This window comes from Clostridium sp. ETTB3 (assembly GCF_053571985.1).
Genome location: NZ_CP199832.1, coordinates 1,903,440 through 1,922,185, shown reverse-complemented (window position 1 = coordinate 1,922,185; position 18,746 = coordinate 1,903,440). Strand labels below are relative to the sequence as shown.

At 28.1% G+C, this 18,746-nt stretch carries 12 protein-coding genes; 10 read left to right on the top strand and 2 right to left on the bottom strand.

Going from position 1 to position 18,746, the window contains the following annotated elements; all coding sequences use genetic code 11:
* Positions 1–70 precede the first annotated feature (70 nt).
* The 8 genes from ACUN06_RS09415 (at position 71) to purD (ending at position 11,519) form a co-directional block, all read left to right on the top strand.
* Entirely contained in the window at positions 71–3,817 is a 3,747-nt protein-coding gene (locus ACUN06_RS09415) for a phosphoribosylformylglycinamidine synthase (RefSeq protein ID WP_449389703.1), read from the top strand.
* Between the two features lie 253 nt (positions 3,818–4,070).
* Positions 4,071–4,550 (top strand): 5-(carboxyamino)imidazole ribonucleotide mutase, encoded by a 480-nt coding sequence (gene purE / locus ACUN06_RS09410; RefSeq protein ID WP_449389702.1) that lies wholly within the window; start codon positions 4,071–4,073, stop codon positions 4,548–4,550.
* Entirely contained in the window at positions 4,550–5,251 is a 702-nt protein-coding gene (gene purC, locus ACUN06_RS09405; protein ID WP_449389701.1) for a phosphoribosylaminoimidazolesuccinocarboxamide synthase, read from the top strand. Before purE ends, purC begins: the two co-directional genes overlap by 1 nt.
* Positions 5,252–5,446: 195 nt before the next feature.
* Complete coding sequence (gene purF, locus ACUN06_RS09400; protein ID WP_291732977.1) at positions 5,447–6,862, top strand: amidophosphoribosyltransferase; 1,416 nt, start codon at positions 5,447–5,449, stop codon at positions 6,860–6,862.
* A gap of 9 nt (positions 6,863–6,871) precedes the next feature.
* Entirely contained in the window at positions 6,872–7,873 is a 1,002-nt protein-coding gene (gene purM / locus ACUN06_RS09395) for a phosphoribosylformylglycinamidine cyclo-ligase (protein ID WP_291732979.1), read from the top strand.
* A complete protein-coding gene (gene purN, locus ACUN06_RS09390; RefSeq protein WP_449389700.1) occupies positions 7,861–8,463 on the top strand; it encodes a phosphoribosylglycinamide formyltransferase in 603 nt (200 codons plus the stop codon). Before purM ends, purN begins: the two co-directional genes overlap by 13 nt.
* A 12-nt stretch (positions 8,464–8,475) precedes the next feature.
* Positions 8,476–9,981 (top strand): bifunctional phosphoribosylaminoimidazolecarboxamide formyltransferase/IMP cyclohydrolase, encoded by a 1,506-nt coding sequence (purH, locus tag ACUN06_RS09385; protein ID WP_291732983.1) that lies wholly within the window; start codon positions 8,476–8,478, stop codon positions 9,979–9,981.
* Positions 9,982–10,280: 299 nt separating this feature from the next.
* Positions 10,281–11,519, top strand: a complete 1,239-nt coding sequence (gene purD / locus ACUN06_RS09380) for a phosphoribosylamine--glycine ligase (RefSeq protein WP_449389699.1) — start codon at positions 10,281–10,283, stop codon at positions 11,517–11,519.
* A gap of 302 nt (positions 11,520–11,821) precedes the next feature.
* On the opposite strand, the gene ACUN06_RS09375 is transcribed toward purD, so the two are convergent.
* On the bottom strand, positions 11,822–12,136 hold the full coding sequence (locus ACUN06_RS09375) for a hypothetical protein (RefSeq protein WP_291732570.1): 315 nt from the start codon (positions 12,134–12,136) through the stop codon (positions 11,822–11,824).
* A 202-nt stretch (positions 12,137–12,338) separates the two neighbouring features.
* Here ACUN06_RS09375 and ACUN06_RS09370 point away from each other — a divergent pair, with 202 nt between their 5' ends.
* Positions 12,339–13,523 carry a M20 metallopeptidase family protein gene (locus ACUN06_RS09370; protein WP_291732569.1) on the top strand — a complete coding sequence of 395 codons (1,185 nt, stop codon included), beginning with the start codon at positions 12,339–12,341 and terminating at the stop codon, positions 13,521–13,523.
* A gap of 198 nt (positions 13,524–13,721) precedes the next feature.
* The gene (locus ACUN06_RS09365) at positions 13,722–16,934 is read left to right on the top strand and encodes a ligand-binding sensor domain-containing protein (RefSeq protein ID WP_449389698.1); all 3,213 of its coding nucleotides are present in this window, start codon (positions 13,722–13,724) and stop codon (positions 16,932–16,934) included.
* A gap of 473 nt (positions 16,935–17,407) precedes the next feature.
* Here ACUN06_RS09365 and ACUN06_RS09360 read toward each other — a convergent pair whose 3' ends face one another.
* Positions 17,408–18,727, bottom strand: a complete 1,320-nt coding sequence (locus ACUN06_RS09360; protein ID WP_294381348.1) for a DUF4317 domain-containing protein — start codon at positions 18,725–18,727, stop codon at positions 17,408–17,410.
* Positions 18,728–18,746 lie beyond the last annotated feature (19 nt).

The following is an 18,746-nucleotide window of genomic DNA, read 5'->3' as shown; positions in this document are numbered from 1 at the left end:
AATATTTAATTGACACGAAAAATGTTAATTAAAAATAAAATAATATTCGTGTTTTGAAACGAGGTGTAGGATGCGAGGTATTAAGTGTATTTTTGTAGAAAAAAAGGATGGCTTTAATATTGAAGCTAATAGTTTATTAGAAGATTTTAAAAATAATTTAAGGGTAAAAAATCTTCAAGCTGTAAGAGTAGTAAATAAATATATATTAGATGAAATGAATGAAGAAAATTATAAAAAATCTTTATATACAATATTTGCTGAAAAGACAGTAGATAATTTATACGAAGAAAGCTTTCCAATATCGCCTGATGAAATAGTATTTGCTGTAGAATTTTTACCAGGACAATATGATCAAAGAGCTGATTCGGCATCAAAATGTATTGGATTAGTAGGTGCTGAAGAAAATGTTGAAGTAAAAACAGCTAAAGTTATAGTTTTAAAGGGGAAATTAACAAAGGAAGATATAGAAAAAATCAAATCTTACTATATAAATCCTGTAGACTCAAGGGAAGTATCGCTAAGTAATAAAGAGCTTTATTCTAAATTATCAGAACCTAAAGATGTAGAAATACTTTATGATTTTGTTAAAAAAGATAAAAAGGAAATAGAAAAATTTCATAAAGAATTAGGTCTTGCAATGAGTGTAGATGATTTATTGATGATAAGGGACTATTTTAAAAGTGAAGAAAGAATACCAACAATTACAGAAATAAAAGTAATAGATACTTATTGGTCAGATCATTGCAGACATACAACATTTAGTACTTCAATTGAAGATATAAAATTTGAAAAAGGTAAATTAAATAATGCAGTACAAAAATCTTATGAATCGTATTTAAAATCAAGAGATTTTGTTTATGAAAAAAACAATAAAGATAAGACCTTAATGGATATAGCAGTTATTGCCATGAAGGAAATGAGAAAAAGAGGAATATTAGATGACTTGGATATTTCAGAGGAAATAAATGCTTGTTCAATAAAGGTTAATATAGAAACAAATAATGGTATTGAAGAATATTTAGTAATGTTTAAAAATGAAACACATAATCACCCAACTGAAATTGAGCCTTTTGGTGGAGCAGCAACTTGTTTAGGAGGAGCAATAAGAGATCCACTATCGGGGAGAACATATGTATATCAGGCAATGAGAGTTACAGGTGCGGCAGATCCAACAGTACCTGTAGAAGAAACTTTAAAAGGAAAATTACCACAAAGAACAATTACTTTAGGTGCAGCTCATGGTTATAGTTCATATGGAAATCAAATAGGATTAGCAACAGGACAAGTTTCAGAAGTATATCATCCAAATTATGTTGCTAAAAGGATGGAAATTGGAGCAGTTATAGCAGCAGCTCCAAGTAAAAATGTAATAAGAGAAGAACCTAAGGCTGGTGATATAGTAATACTTCTTGGAGGTAGAACAGGAAGAGATGGAGTTGGTGGAGCAACTGGTTCATCAAAAGGGCATACTGAAGAATCAATAAATAAGTGTGGAGCAGAAGTTCAAAAAGGAAATCCTCCAACAGAAAGAAAAATACAAAGATTATTTAGAAATCCTAAAGTTGCTAAAATGATAAAGAGATGTAATGACTTTGGGGCTGGTGGAGTTTCTGTAGCTATTGGAGAATTAACAAGAGGGTTGGATATTAATTTAGATAAGGTTCCTAAGAAATATGAGGGGTTAGATGGAACTGAAATTGCAATTTCTGAATCACAAGAAAGAATGGCTGTAGTGGTAGCTAAAGAAGATGTAAAAGGGTTCATAAATTTATCTAAAGAAGAAAATTTAGAAGCAGTTGCTGTTGCAGAAGTTACAAATAATGAATGTTTAAGAATGTATTGGAGAGGAAAGGAAATAGTTAATTTAAAAAGAAGTTTCTTAGATACAAATGGTGCAAAACAAGTAACAAATGTAAAAGTTAAGTTGCCAGGGGAATATCCTTTAGCAGTTGGAGATATAAATGTTAAAGAGGAATGGATAAAAAATTTATCAAAATTAAATGTTGCTTCACAAAAGGGATTAGTTGAGAGGTTTGATTCAACAATAGGTTCTGGAACAGTTCTTATGCCATATGGAGGTAAATATTCAGCAACAGAACAAGAAGCAATGGTTGCTAAGATTCCAGTATTAAATGGTGTAAGTGAAGAAGCAACAATAATGAGTTATGGATTTAATCCAGATTTAGGAGTTTGGAGCCCATATCATATGGCATATTACTCAATAATAGAAGCAGTTACAAAACTTGCAGCTGTAGGTGGAGATTACAGAAAAGTAAGATTAACTCTTCAAGAGTATTTTGAGAAATTAGGAAAGAATCCAGAAAGATGGGGAAAACCATTTGCTGCATTGCTTGGAGCATATCAAGCTCAAGTTGATTTAGGGATACCTGCAATTGGAGGTAAAGATTCTATGTCAGGAAGTTTTGGAAATTTAGATGTGCCTCCAACATTAGTAGCATTTGCTGTTGGAATTGAAAAAGCAAAAAATATAATTAGTGCAGAGTTTAAAAAAGTAGGATCTAAATTAGTATTATTAATGGCTGAAAAAAATGAAGATTTTACTTTAAAAGTAAATCAATATAAAAGAAATTTAGAAAGATTATATGAGCTTATTTTAGAAGGAAAGGTGATATCAGCATCAAGTGTTAAATTTGGGGGAGTTGCAGAAACAATATCTAAAATGGCATTTGGAAATAAAATTGGGGTTGAATTCTTTAATTTAAGTAAAGAGGAGCTTTTTGGACTAAATTATGGAACTTTAGTTTTAGAAGTAAACCAAGAAGTAAATATAAATAAAGAATTTAAAGGATGCGCTTATAAGGCAATAGGCTATACAACTGAAGAAGAAACAATAACTTCTAAAGATTTTGATTTGAATTTGAAATTAAATATTTTAGAAAATGCTTATGAAAAAAATTTATCAAAGGTATTTAAAATTAAAACTAATGATAAAAATGAAAAAGTAAAAGAAGTTTTATATAAAGAATCAAATAATAAATCACCAGTTATAAAAATTGCTAAACCAAAGGTAATAATTCCAGTATTTCCAGGTACAAATTGTGAATATGACTGCGAAAGGGAATTTAAGAAAGCTAATGCAGAAACAAAAACATTAGTATTTAGAAATTATTCTAAGGAAGCATTTGTAGAATCAATTGAAAACTTAGAAAAGCAAATTAGAGAAAGTCAAATAATAATGTTACCTGGAGGATTTTCAGCTGGAGATGAACCTGATGGTTCAGGTAAATTTATAGCAACTGTATTTAGAAATGAAAAAATTAAAGAGGCAGTTATGGATTTATTAAAAAATAGAGATGGATTAATATTAGGAATTTGTAATGGCTTCCAAGCATTAATCAAATTAGGATTAGTACCTTATGGTGAAATAATTGATATTGAAGAGGAAATGGCAACATTAACTTATAACGAAATTAATAGACATATGAGTTCAATAATTCAAACTAAGGTTGTTTCTAAGAAATCACCTTGGTTTAACAAAGTCAATTTAGGGGATATTCATAATGTAGCAATTTCTCATGGGGAAGGAAGATTTGTTGCACCAGAAAAGTTAATAAAAGAATTAATAAAAAATGGACAAGTAGCAACTCAATATGTTGATAATAAAGGAAATATATCATTAAATATGCCATTTAATCCAAATGGATCAATGCTTGGAATAGAAGGGATAACAAGTCCAGATGGAAGAGTTCTTGGTAAAATGGGTCATTCTGAAAGAATTGGAGATAATTTATACAAAAATATACCAGGAAACTTTAATCAAAAGATTTTTGAATCAGGAGTGGAATACTTTAGGTAGTTAGTAGTTTGAAGTTTGAAGTTAGGAGTTAAGGAAAAAATTCAGCTTGGGCTGAATTTTAGAAAAGAGAATATATTTTCAAGAAATTCCCTGAGGAATTTCATCATAAACTACAAACTACTCACTAGTTAAAGATGGCAAGTGACAAGTTAAGGATGAAACTCCTTGGGAGTTTCTGAGAATATATTTTTGAGAAATGCCCTAAGGAATTTCATACATAACTATTAACTACAAACTAAAATAGGGGGTTTTTATGAAAGTAGCAATATTTTTTGGATCTAAATCTGATACTGAAATAATGAGAGGGGCAGCTAAGTGTTTAAAGGAATTTGGAATTGAATATAAAGCATTTGTATTATCGGCTCATAGGGTTCCAGAAAAATTAGAAGAGGTTTTAAAAGAAATTGAAATACAGGGATGTAAGGTTATAATAGCAGGAGCTGGGCTTGCAGCACACTTGCCAGGTGTAATAGCTTCTAAAACAATAATACCTGTGATAGGAGTTCCTTGTAAGGGAGCTATTGAAGGGTTAGATGCATTATTTTCAATTGTACAAATGCCAAAAACAATTCCAGTTGCAACAGTTGGTATAAATAATTCTTATAATGCAGGAATGTTAGCTGTTCAAATGTTATCAATTGGAGATGAAAGTTTAAAAGATAAATTAATTAAATATAGAAAAGAAATGAAGAGAAAATTTATAGATGAAAATGGTGAAGGAGTAGATTTGTAATGGGTAAATTAGAAAAATTGTATGAAGGTAAAGCAAAAAAAATATATGCTACAGAAAATCAAGAAGAAGTAATAATTTATTATAAGGATGATGCTACAGCATTTAATGGAGAAAAGAAGGAACAAATTGAAAATAAGGGTATTTTAAACAATGCAATAACTTCAATGATATATGGAATGTTAAATAAAGAAGGTATTCCAACTCATTTTATTGAAAAATTAAATGATAGAGAGCAATTATGTAAAAAGATTGAAATGATACCATTAGAAGTTATAGTTAGAAATGTTGCAGCTGGCTCAATGGCAAAAAGATTAGGGTTAGAAGAAGGCAGTGAATTAAAAGTAACTGTATTTGAATTATCATATAAAAATGATGCATTAGGAGATCCACTAATAAATGATTATCATGCAGTTGCTATAGGTATAACAAATTTTGAGGAATTAGCAAAAATTTATTCTTTAACATCAAAAATTAATGAATTTTTAAAGGAAATGTTTTTAAAATCTAATATAAAATTAATAGATTTTAAATTAGAATTTGGAAGATGTAATGGAGAAATTGTATTAGCAGATGAAATTTCACCAGATACATGTAGATTATGGGATGCAACAACTGGAGAAAAGTTAGATAAAGATAGATTTAGAAGAAATCTTGGAAATGTTAAAGAAGCATATGTTGAAATATTAAAAAGAATAAGTTAGTCAAGGGAAGCAAATGGCAAGTTCAAGTGATAAGTGAAAAGTGGCAAATTACAAGTTAGGGATGAAATTCCTTAGGGAATTTCTTAGATTATATTTTTCCAAAATTCAGCTTAAGCTGAATTTTTGCCTAAACTTGAAACTTATGACTTGTCACTTGAAACTAGTTAAAAGTGATTAATCGGGGGGATTAAAGGTATGAATCCAAAGTTAGATAATACAATAATTGATCTAAGTAATGATAAATTTAAAGAAGAATGTGGAGTCTTTGGGATTTATTCTAATAAGTCATTAGATTTAGCTTCGGTAATATATTATGGATTATATGCACTTCAACATAGAGGTCAAGAAAGTGCTGGTATAGCAGTTGCTAATGGAGAAGATATAAATATTAAAAAAGGTATGGGGCTTATAACAGAAGCTTTTTCTCAAGAAGATATAAATAGTTTAAAGGGTTTTGCTGGAATTGGACATGTTAGGTATTCAACAAGTGGTGATACTAGAATAGAAAATGCACAACCATTATTAAGTCAAACAAAGTTAGGGCCAATAGCTATGGCACACAATGGAACTTTAGTTAATGCAGATGTTATTAAAGAGTTATTAGAAGATGGAGGGCATATATTTCATACATCAATTGACTCAGAAGTAATTGCTAATTTAATTGCAAGAGGTGCTAAAAAAGGTGTTGAAAGAGCGGTATTAGATGCTATTCAAGCTGTTAGAGGTTCATTTGCAATGGTTATATTAACTAAAGATAAGCTTATTGGTGTAAGAGATCCTCATGGAATAAGACCTCTTTGTTTAGGTAAAATTGAAGAAGGTTATATATTAGCATCTGAAAGTTGTGCTTTGGATGCTATAGGTGCTGAATTAATTAGAGATGTTGAGCCAGGTGAAATAGTTGTAATTGATGAATGTGGAATAAATTCATATAGATATTCTGAAAATACACAATGTCAAACTTGTGCATTTGAGTACATTTACTTTGCAAGACCAGATTCTATTATAGATGGATTAGATGTTCATGAATCAAGAGTTAGAGCAGGAGAACAATTATATAGAGAAAATCCAATTGAAGCAGATATAGTTATTGCAGTTCCAGACTCAGGAACGCCAGCAGCTATAGGATATGCTAAAGCTTCAGGAATCCCTTATGATACTGGATTTGTAAAGAATAGGTATGTAGGAAGAACTTTCATAACTCCTTCTCAGGAAGTTAGAGAAAGAGCTGTAGCTGTTAAATTAAATCCTTTAAAAGTAAATATTAAAGATAAGAAAGTTGTGCTTATAGATGATTCAATAGTAAGAGGGACAACATCAAAACATTTAGTTGAATCTTTAAGAAGAGCAGGAGCAAAGGAAGTTCACTTTTTAGTTGCATCACCAGTAGTTCAATATCCATGTTATTTTGGAATTGATACTCCTTATAGAAAAGAACTTATAGGTGCTAATCATTCATTAGAAGAAATAAGAGAAATAATTGGTTGTGATTCTTTAGGATATTTAAGTATGGAAGGTATGTATAAGTGCTTTAATACAAATCAAGGGTATTGTGTAGGATGCTTTAATGGAATATATCCTGTTGCAACGCCAATAGAAGGTGAAAGGTAGGGAATTTAAATGATAACTTATAAAGATTCTGGAGTTAATATAGAAGAGGGATATAAATCAGTAAAGCTAATAAAAGAATATGCACAAAAAACAATTAGTAAATATGTTTTAAATGGTCTTGGAAGTTTTGCTGGAATGGTTGAATTACCAAAGGGATATAAAAATCCAGTTTTAGTTTCAGGTACAGATGGTGTAGGAACTAAGCTTGAATTAGCATTTAAAAGTAATAAGTACGATACAGTTGGAATTGATTGTGTAGCTATGTGTGTAAATGATATTTTGTGTCATGGAGCAAAGCCATTATTTTTCTTGGATTATATAGCTTGTGGAAAACTAGAAGCAGAAGTAGCAGCAGAATTAGTTAAGGGTATTTCACATGGATGTATTATGTCAGATTGTGCTTTAGTTGGTGGAGAAACTGCTGAAATGCCAGGTTTTTATAAAGAAGGAGAATATGATATTGCAGGGTTTGCAGTAGGTATTGTTGATAAAGATAAAATAATAAATGGAAAAAATATAAAGCCAGGAGACAAGTTAATTGGTATTGCTTCTTCAGGAATACATTCAAATGGATTTTCTTTAGTTAGAAAGTTATATACAAATTTAAATGAAGAATTTAATGGAAAAGAGATTTGGAAAACATTAATTACTCCAACAAAGATATATGTTAAGCCAATATTAAGATTAATTGAAAAGTATGATATTAAAGGTATGTCTCATATAACAGGTGGAGGATTTATTGAAAATATTCCAAGAATGTTTAATGGTTTAAAATTAACAGCAGAAATAAAGAAAGATAGTTATCCATTACCAGCAATATTTGAAGATATGATAGAAAAAGGGGTAAATAGAAATCATATGTATAACACATTTAATATGGGAATTGGATTTGTATTATGTGTTGATGAAAAAGATGTGGATGCTGTTATAAAAGAGCTTTATGAATTAGGGGAGAAGGCTTATGAAATTGGGGTTGTAACAGCTGGAGGTGAAGGAGTTTGCTTAAAGTAGCAGTACTTGTATCTGGTAGCGGGTCAAACTTGCAATCAATTTTAGATTATGGACAAGCTTCCTTTAAAGTGGAAATGGTTATTGGAAGTAAAGAAGGAATATATGCACTAGAAAGAGCTAAAAACAAGAACATTCCAACATATGTTGTTTCTAAAGAGGAATATGGCAGTGAAGTTTCAAATAAGATATTAGAATTAACCAAGAATAGAGTTGATTTAATAGTTTTAGCAGGATATCTTTCCATATTAGATGGTGATATATTAAAAGAATTTAAAGATAAAATAATAAACATTCATCCTTCACTTATACCAAGTTTTTGTGGAGATAAAATGTATGGAATACATATTCATAATGCAGTAAAAGCTAGTGGGGTTAGATTTACTGGATGTACAGTTCATTTTGTTAATGAAAAAGTAGATGGTGGGGCAATAATTCTTCAAGAAGTAGTTCCAGTATATTTTGATGATACTGCAGAAGATATACAAAAGAGGGTATTAGTAGAAGAGCATAAATTATTACCTAAAGCTATTGATTTAATAAGTAAAGATAAAATTGAGATTATAGACGGCAGAGTAAATATTTTAAAATAGGGGGATTTTTACATGATTAAAAGAGCATTAATTAGTGTATTTGATAAAAATGGAATTTTAGATTTTTCAAAATTTTTAATAGAAAATGGAGTTGAGATTATTTCAACTGGAGGCACGTATAAACACTTAAGGGAAAATGGTGTTACTGTAACAGAAATTAATGAAGTTACAAATTTCCCAGAAATGCTAGATGGAAGAGTTAAAACTCTTCATCCAATTATTCATGCAGGAATACTTGCTATAAGAAATAATGAAGAACATATAAAAACTATAAAAGAAAAAAATATTGAAACTATAGATATGGTTATAGTTAATTTATATCCATTCTTTAAAAAGGTAAGAGAGGATTTAAATTTTGAAGAAAAGGTTGAATTTATAGATATTGGTGGGCCAACGATGCTTAGAGCAGCAGCTAAGAATTTTCAAGATGTTGTAGTTGTTTCAGATGTCTCTGATTATGAAGTTGTAATGAATGAAATTAAGGAAACTGGAGAAGTGAGTTATAAGTTAAGAAAGAAGCTTGCTGGAAAGGTATTTAATTTAATGAGTGCTTATGATGCAGCAATATCTAATTTTATGTTAAGTGATGAAGAAGAATATCCAGAATATCTTTCAATTTCATATAAGAAGAAGCAAGGTTTAAGATATGGTGAAAATCCACATCAAAGTGCTGCATATTATGTTTCAAATGAATTTGATGGTGGTATGAATGATTTTGATATATTAAATGGTAAAGAACTTTCTTACAATAACATTAAGGATTTAGATATTGCATGGAAGGTTGTTAATGAATTTCAAGAAACAGCTTGCTGCGCATTAAAGCATAATACTCCATGTGGTGTTGCAGTAGGTAAGACTACTATAGAAGCTTATACTAAAGCACATGATGTGGATCCAACTTCAATATTTGGTGGAATAGTTGCTATTAATAAGAAAATTGATAAAGTTACAGCAGAAGAACTGGTGAAAATATTCTTAGAGGTAGTTGCAGCTCCAGATTTTGATGAAGATGCTTTAGAAATTTTAAAAGCTAAGAAAAATTTAAGAGTTATTAAATGTAATGTTAAACCATGTGATAAGAAGTTTATGGTAAGTGTTGATGGTGGAATATTAGTTCAAGAAGAAGATATTAAACTTTTAGATGAATTAAAAGTTGTTACAGAAAAAGTACCAACTGAAGCTGAAATTAGAGATTTAGTATTTGGAATGAAGGTAGTTAAGTATGTTAAATCAAATGCTATAGTTACAGTTAAAGATGGTGTTGCTGTAGGAATTGGTGGAGGACAAGTTAATAGAATTTGGCCAACAATTGAGGCTCTAAAAAGGGGTAAGGGAGCTACTATATTAGCTTCAGATGCATTTTTCCCATTTAGAGATATAGTTGATGAATGCTCTAAGTATGGAATTAAAGCAATAATTCAACCAGGTGGTTCAATAAGAGATCAAGAATCAATTGATGCTTGTAATGAACATGGAATTGCTATGGTGTTTACTGGGATTCGTCACTTTAAACACTAGAACTAAGAACTAGTTAAGAGTGACAAGTGGAAGGAAGTTAGGAGTTAGTAGTTAAGGATGAAACTCCTAGTGGAGTTTTTAAAAATAAAAATTTAAGAAATTCAACAAGGAATTTCAACATCAACTACTAACTACAAACTATAAAAGTGGTTTCTGAAAATATATTTTAAAATTCAGCTTAAGTTGAATTTTTACCTAAACTGATCACTTGCCACTTGAAACTTGAAACTTGAAACTCTCTAGGGAGTTCCCATATTAACTACAAACTAAAAACTAAACACTAAATTGGGGGTATTATAATGAAAATATTATTAGTTGGTTCTGGTGGAAGGGAGCATGCTATTGCTTGGAAATTAGCTCAGAATAAAAATGTAAGTAAAATATTTGTAGCACCTGGTAATGGTGGAACTGCACTTGAAAATAAATGTGAAAATATTAATATAACTGATTTAAATGAATTAGTTGAATTTGCAAAAGAAAATAATATTGATTTTACTTTTGTAGGACCAGAAGAGCCATTAACTAATGGTATAACTGATAAGTTTAAGAAGGTAGGTCTTAAGTGTTTTGGGCCAGATGCAAGAGCGGCTCAATTAGAGGGAAGTAAAACATTTGCTAAAGAGTTCATGAAGAAATATGGAGTTAAAACAGCTCAATATGAAATATTTACTGATTACAATTTAGCTAAAGAATATTTACAAAAATGTGACTATCCAATAGTTATTAAAGCTGATGGATTAGCATCAGGAAAAGGTGTTGTAATTGCAAGAACTAGAGAAGAGGCTATGAATACAATTGATGACTTCATGATTTTAGATGTTTTTAAAGGTGCAGGTAAAAGTATTGTTATTGAAGAGTTCTTAGAAGGGATAGAAGCTTCAATTCTTTCAATTACTGATGGTAAAACCTTAATACCATTTATTTCAGGAAAAGATCATAAGCAAATTTTTGATGGGGATAAGGGACCAAACACTGGAGGTATGGGAGTTATAGCACCAAATCCATTTGTTACTGAAGAGGTGATGAAGGATTTTGAAGAAAATATAGTTGCTAATACTTTAAGGGGAATTGAAGAAGAAGAATTTGATTTTAAAGGAATTATTTTCTTTGGTTTAATGATAACTAAAAAAGGAACCTATTTATTAGAATATAATGTGAGAATGGGAGATCCTGAAACTCAATCTATTTTAGTTTTAATGGAAAGTGATTTAGTTGATTTAGTACAAGCGGCTTTAGATAGTAAATTAGATGAAGTTAAAGTTAAATGGTATGAAGGAAGTTGTGTTAATATAGTTTTAGCTTCTAAGGGATATCCAGAAAAGTTTGAAAAGGGATTTAAAATTACTATTGAGGAAGGTATTAAGAATAAAGTATTTTTAGCTGCTGCCCAATTAGTAAATGGAGAATTAATAACTAGTGGGGGAAGAGTTTTATCGCTTGTTGGTAAGGGAAAAACTATAGAAGAAGCTAGAAAAGAAGCCTATAAATTAACAAATATGGTTGATTTTAAAGGGAAATATTTTAGAAAAGATATATAAATTCACATTTTACTATAAAATATAATTTAAATAATAGACTATATTTTATTATATGGTTAATACTGAATTTTAAATATAATTAATTTATTTTGAACTAGACTAAATCTTAAAGATAGTATTTGTAATGATTTAGGAGAAGTTAATCATTATTCAAAATAAAGCTAAATAATAAATCCACACAAAAATGTCGTGGATTTATTATTTGCAGTGAATTAAGTTTGTCCATCCTAACTTATAACTTGTCACTTGCCACTTGTCACTATCTAAGCTTGCCACTTGCCACTTGTCACTATCTAACCTTGTTAGTTGAAATTATCAGTAAGAAGTCCTGAATTATTAGTAGTATTAAAAAAGTTATTATTAAATGGAGTGTTAAGTGTATTAAAGCTTGTATTATTAAGATTGGTATCATTGCACCAGCCATTATTAAATGCACTACAACGAAATATATTTCCATAACTTCCCCAAAAGCTACTAGGACTAAATCCACCACCACCAAATAATAATACTATAGCTAGGGTATAAAAAAATGGGTTATTAAAGAGTAATGAAAGGTTTTCAAACTCATTATTGTTATTACAGCAAAAATGATTTGAATTAGGACAATCTATTGACATGTATCTCATCTCCTATCATTGGATTATATATTATATAATATTAAAAAGATATAATATTGTTTAAAATAAAAAATGTGTAAACATAAAGAATTAAAAAAGGGATTTAAATATAATTATTATTGGTATATAATATTATTTATAAAATAAATTTAGAAGAATGAAAAATGTAGTATGTAAACAAAAGAAGGGATGAAGTAAAATAATGAATGAATTTTTAAAACAAGCTAATTTAATTAAAGATGAAATTATAAACTATAGAAGAACTATTCATAAAAATCCTGAAGTTGGGGCTGAATTACCAAAAACAAAGGCATATGTAATAGAACAATTAAAAAAAATGGGGTACGAGCCTAAGGAAATATGTGAAAGTGGTATAGTAGCTACACTTGAAGGAAATAAATCAGGAAAAACATTTTTATTAAGAGCTGATATGGATGCTCTTCCAATGAAGGAAAATAATGAGTGTGATTTTAAAGCAGAAAATGGATGTATGCATTCATGTGGTCATGATATGCATACTGCAATGTTATTAGGAGCAGCTAAGCTTTTAATGCAAAATAAAGAACAAATTGAAGGTACTGTAAAATTAGTATTTCAACCTGATGAAGAAGGGTTTACAGGATCTAAAAAAATGATACAAGCAGGTGTTCTTGAAAACCCTAAAGTTGATGCAGCTATGGCAATGCATGTGCATTCAGGTACACCATCAAATGTTATTTTATGTGGATTAGGGACTAGTATAGCTGGATGTAATAGATTTAGAATAGTTGTAAAAGGAAAAGGCTGTCATGGAGCAATGCCTGAAACGGGGGTAGATCCTATAAATATAGCTGCTCACATATATATATCTTTACAAGAAATAATAAGCAGAGAAATAGATCCAAATAAAGCAGCAGTTGTAACTATAGGTAAATTTGCTGGAGGAGATGCACCAAATATAATTCCATCAGAGGTTATTATGGAAGGGACTATTAGAAGTTTAGATAAAGAATTAGGAGAATTTATTTTTAATAGAATAAATGATATAGTTGTATCTACTGCAAAAATGTTTAGAGGAGAAGCAGAATTAATAGAATTATCTTCTGTGTTACCATTAGCAAATGACGATAATTTAGCATATGAAGTTACAGAATACATGAAGGAAGTTGTTGGAGAGCAATCAGTTGTACTTTTTAAATCTTCAGGAATGGGCTCAGAGGATTTTGCTGCATATTCATATAATGTACCAAGCTTATATGTAATGTTAGGTGCAGGATCAAAACAAGAAAATAATTTATTTGGAGAACCAATGCATAGTGATAAAGTAGTTTTTAATGAAGATATACTTCCAACAGGAGCTGCAATTCATGCATATAGTGCTATTAAATGGCTAAAAAATAATAAATAAAGTTACAAAAAAACCAAAAAACAGAGCATATTTTGCTCTGTTTTTCAGTTTGTTGAAAAACCCTCTGTTAAAAAAGCAGAGGATTTTTATTATTAATAAAAAAATGAAAAAAATGAAAAAAATAGTGATTTTTTTTGGGGAATTTGGTAAAATTTAAAAGAAGTTAAAAATTAGTTTAGATAAGGGGAGTAGAGACGATTGGGGGCAAAAATTAAAAAAATTATTATATACGTAATGGTAGTTATAGTATTATTTGTTAATGAAACGCTAGTTTATGCAACAAAAGAAGAATATTATAATAAGTCTATTGCTGAAAAAGATAAAGCTAATTTTTATAATTTAACAATGGATGATGGTTTAACCAATAATAATATAACAGATATATATCAAGATTCTAGAGGATATATATGGATAGGAACAGAAGATGGGTTAAATCAGTACAACGGAAATATAATAATACAATATAATTATGAAAGTGATAATAAAAATACTATTTCATCACCATATATTACAAAAATAATTGAAAGCCCTAACGGAGACATATGGGTAGGAAGTAATGGTGGATTAAGTATAATTAATGTAAACGAAAATAAAATAAAAAGAATAGATGAAAAAGAATTTAATTTATCACATTCAGTAATTACAGATATATACAAGGATAGTAACAATGTAATGTGGGTTGGAACTAGCAATGGACTTAATAGATATGATGAGGAAAGTAATAAATTTATAAATTATTATTCTGATGATACAAATAAAAGTATAAATAATAATTACATAACTGATATTGAAGAAGATGATTTAGGATATTTATGGGTATCTACAATAGAAGGAACAGTAGCAATAAAATTAAATACATATGAAATATTTAATGAAAAAAATGAAAGTAATCTTAAATATATATATCAAATGGATAAGGATAATGAGGGAAACATATGGAATGTAGGTAAAGATAGTATATATAAGGTTATAGTTGGAGAGGATAAGTTTTATAAATATCAAATTGATATTGATGATGTTGAATACAATGAAATAAATAAAGTTTTATGTAGTAGCAATGATAAAATATGGTTTGGCGGATTTAATGGGCTTATAGAATATAATCAAAATGATAATAGTACTAAAATTTATAAATCTAATAAAAATTTATCTAATTATATATTAAGTGATTTTATTACTTGCTTATATGAGGATGGTAATGGAGTATTATGGATTGGAACAGATAGTGGAATTAGTATATTGAATCCTAGTCAACAATTTAGAAGTGAAATAAATACAATTTTAAGTGAAAATGGAATTTATGATTATAATATAACAAGTATTTTTAAAGATGAAGATGATGATTTATGGATAGGTACTCAACATAGTGGTGTAATTTTATATAAATTAAGAGAAAATAAGATAATAAGATTTACTAAAGGAGAAGGAGAGGAAAATTCACTATTTAGTAATACAATAAAAGATATTCAAGAAGGCATTAATAAATATATAGTAATAACTAATAAAGGTATAAATACAATTGATAAAGAAACAGAAGAGGTATTTAGGGTTACTGAATATAAAAAAAATAATATATTTTTTGAAAAGGATATAGATGTTTTAAAGGATGATAAAAGTATTTGGCTCTCAACTTATAATGGGCTTTATAGAAAAGATAATCAAAGTGATGAAATAATAAATTATAATTATAATTTTAGTGAAAATGGAATAAATGATTTTCAGCTTATAGATATGTGTCAAGATGAAAATGATGAAGACATTATTTGGATAGCTGGGGGAAGGAATGTTGGATTAATAAAATTTCATAAAAGTGAAGGGGTGATTAAAAATTATTTATTAAGTCATGATTTATTAGGCTATAATGGAATAAAGTGTATTGAAAGTGATGGGGAAGGGAATATGTGGATAGGCACTGAAGTTGGCTTAAATAAATTTAATATTGAAAATGAAAGTTTTACAAGTTATTTAGAAAAAGATGGCTTAATGAGTGATTATATAAAAAGTATAAATATAGATGATGATAAAAATATATGGTTAGGGACAAGCAATGGGTTAATTAAGTTTATTGTAAATGAAAATAGATTTATAAATTTTATGGAGATAGATGGAATTTGTAGTTCTAACTTTAACAATAAGGTTAAATATAAAGGCAAAAATGGAACATTACTTTTTGGAACAACTAATGGAGTAGTTGAATTTAATCCAAGTGAAATAAAAGAAATTAAAAGTTGTGATGAAAAGGTAAAAATAGGTGGATATTGGATTGATTCAAATAAAAGTGTAAATGATGAAGAGAAAATTACTCTTAAGAGTAATAATAATATAGCATTTGAATATTTTCTTCCGGATTATTCAAGAATTGGAGATATAACATATTTATATAAATTAGAAGGATTAAATAGTAAGTGGAATCAAGGTAATAGTGATGGATATGTACTTTATTCTGGACTAAAAGCAGGAAAATATAATTTTAAAGTTAAAGCAGTAAAGGGAGATGGAAGTTTAACAGAAGAAACAAGTATAAGCTTTAAGGTAGAAGGTGCTTTTTGGAAAACAAAAATGGCATATTTTCTTTATATAGTTGTAGTTGTAATAATAATTTTATACTTTATATATAGAATGAAATTTTTTAAAGTATTAGTTCATAAGCAAACAAAAGAAATTAATAATAAAATGGAAGAAAATAAAAAATTATATGAACAAAATATTAAAAATGAAAAATTTAAAAATGATTATTTTGTTAATTTATCTCATGAGTTAAGGACACCACTAAATGTTATTTTATCGGTACTTCAATTATTAAGCTATTTAGATAAAAATGATAAAGCGTCAGAAGAAAAAAACAAACATTATATGGATGTAATAAAAAAGAGTTCTAATAGTTTGTTACATATAATAAATGACATTATAGATAGTTCTAAAATAAAGTCAGGTGCTTATAAAATAAAGAAAGAAGAAAATATTGATATAGTATATTTAGTTGAAGAAACAGCATTAAATATGAAGGATTATATTGGGGAAAAAGGAATAGAACTTATTATAGATCCTGAAATTGAAGAGTTAGAAATATGTTGTGATCCTAAAGAAATAGAAAGATGTATAGTAAATCTTATTGGAAATGCAGTTAAATTTACAGATGAAAATGGAGAAATTAAGGTTTTAATTAAAGAAAATGATAATACTGTAAGCATTTCTGTAGAGGATAACGGAGTTGGTATTTCTAAAGATGATCAGGAGTTTATTTTTAATAGATTTGAACAAGGAAGTGGTTTTAATTCTACTAAGGTAAGTAGTAGTGGAATAGGTTTAACTTTAGTTAAGAATATAGTTGAATTACACAATGGAGATATTAAATTAGAAAGTGAATTAGAAAAGGGAAGTAAGTTTACAATAGTATTACCTGTAAGTTAAGAAGGTTAAAGGTTTATTTTATAGATTTAGGGCATAAAACCTCGTGGCTTCATGCCCGAGGCTGTAAGCCCATTACTTTAATTTTTGGTCTTGTATATATTTTTTAATTTAGAAAAGTACTTAAATTAAAATTATATTTACTTTTAAGATATTAAATAAAACAATATAAGTGACAAATTTATGAGCACTCATAAATTTGTCACTATTTTTTTGTTAAAGTATTTTTTTCATAAAAGTATATCCAAAATGATTGTAAATATAATATAATGCTACAAATCCAAATGGACTTAATTCCTAATAATAGTGAAAACAGTGTTCCGTTAATAGCACCTATTGCAAATAAAAAAGCAATAACTGTAAAAATAATAAACTTTTAGTTTTAATAATGATAATTTATATAGTACTTCAAAAAGTATAAAAAATATATTTAATTACTTGAAGGAAGAAAAATGAAAGGAAGTTATAATTTTAGTTTAAATTAAGTTTTCAACACCATTTACATTAGTATGTTCATCTTCATCAACTGGTATAATAATACACTTTTGACCGTTGATTATTTCAGATTTAATTTTAGATACTTTTTCAGGTTTTACTTGAAGTACAATATCATAATTATTGTCAACTTCAGATAAATTATCATTAAAAGTATTATTTTCATTTTCTTCAATTAAATTATTAGAATCTACTTCTACAGCAGCTTCTGTATTTAATGAATTATCTTGAGTAACTCTTTCTAGCTTATTTTCAAGTATTCTAACTTGTTTTTCAAGCATTTCTTCTTTTTTCTTTTGAGCTTTTGCAGCTAATGCTTTATTATCTATTAATATATCAGCAACAGGAGGAGTATCTCCAAAACTTTCAGCATAAGATTTTTCTATTTTTGTAGTAATTTCATCTGGAACTCCACTTTCATTTAAAATATCTTGAATAACTTCATCAGTTAAAAATATTGGAGTTTCACTATCTTCATGAATAATATTATGTTCTTCAATTTTATTGTTAAGACTTTCTTGAATTTCCATGAAAAAATGATCTGATTTCTTTTCATCAGGTCCAAGAGCATCACGAAGAATATCATTAAATGTTTCTTTTTTTTCTGTATTAGTTTGCTTTGAAGGACAACCTAAAACATTTTCCATTAATTCAGGATGTGTATCTTTAGCATTTTTTGTATAATACATAATTGAATTTACATCAGTAGTACGATTAATAAAGGCTGGGAATACGAAACCATTGCTAGGTGCTTCTACAACCCAATCTCTAGTACGAGATTTTATTGAATTTTCTTCTTCAAAATATCTTAATCCAGCTTTTGATAATTCAACTGGACATATTGCACAAAGAATATATTCATATACTTCTTCTGACTCATCTAATTTAGCATTATCTTTAGTTTTTGTTATTATATCATAAGCATCATGGAAAATAAGAATTAAAAAGTTACCTTCATAATCATAATTATTTATAATTGAATTATAAAAATCATCAAGCAATAAATCATCTTTTAATTGACTATTTTTCAATTTCATAAACTCTAATTGCTTTTCATTTACATGTTCTTCATTAAGTTCAAAATTAAGTTCTAAAATATTATTTTCAATAGTTCCAGAGAGAACTTTTTTTGCAATTTCTAAATATTTAAAATAGTCATCTTCTTCTAAGTTTAAAAATGTTTCTCTAAACTTTAATAAAATATTTTTTTCACCATTAACATAACAACCACACATTTTTGTAAATGTACAATGGTCCTTTTTAAAACGTTTTTTTAGTTCTAATATATCTTTTTTTCTCATATAAGGTCCTCTCAATCTA

Coding starts and splice junctions, on each gene's coding strand:
- ACUN06_RS09370 (WP_291732569.1), top strand. CDS start 12,339: ATGAATGAATTTTTAAAACAAGCTAATTTAATTAAAGATGAAATTATA.
- ACUN06_RS09375 (WP_291732570.1), bottom strand. CDS start 12,136: ATGTCAATAGATTGTCCTAATTCAAATCATTTTTGCTGTAATAACAAT.
- purF (WP_291732977.1), top strand. CDS start 5,447: ATGAATCCAAAGTTAGATAATACAATAATTGATCTAAGTAATGATAAA.
- purD (WP_449389699.1), top strand. CDS start 10,281: ATGAAAATATTATTAGTTGGTTCTGGTGGAAGGGAGCATGCTATTGCT.
- ACUN06_RS09360 (WP_294381348.1), bottom strand. CDS start 18,727: ATGAGAAAAAAAGATATATTAGAACTAAAAAAACGTTTTAAAAAGGAC.
- ACUN06_RS09415 (WP_449389703.1), top strand. CDS start 71: ATGCGAGGTATTAAGTGTATTTTTGTAGAAAAAAAGGATGGCTTTAAT.
- purE (WP_449389702.1), top strand. CDS start 4,071: ATGAAAGTAGCAATATTTTTTGGATCTAAATCTGATACTGAAATAATG.
- purC (WP_449389701.1), top strand. CDS start 4,550: ATGGGTAAATTAGAAAAATTGTATGAAGGTAAAGCAAAAAAAATATAT.
- purH (WP_291732983.1), top strand. CDS start 8,476: ATGATTAAAAGAGCATTAATTAGTGTATTTGATAAAAATGGAATTTTA.
- purM (WP_291732979.1), top strand. CDS start 6,872: ATGATAACTTATAAAGATTCTGGAGTTAATATAGAAGAGGGATATAAA.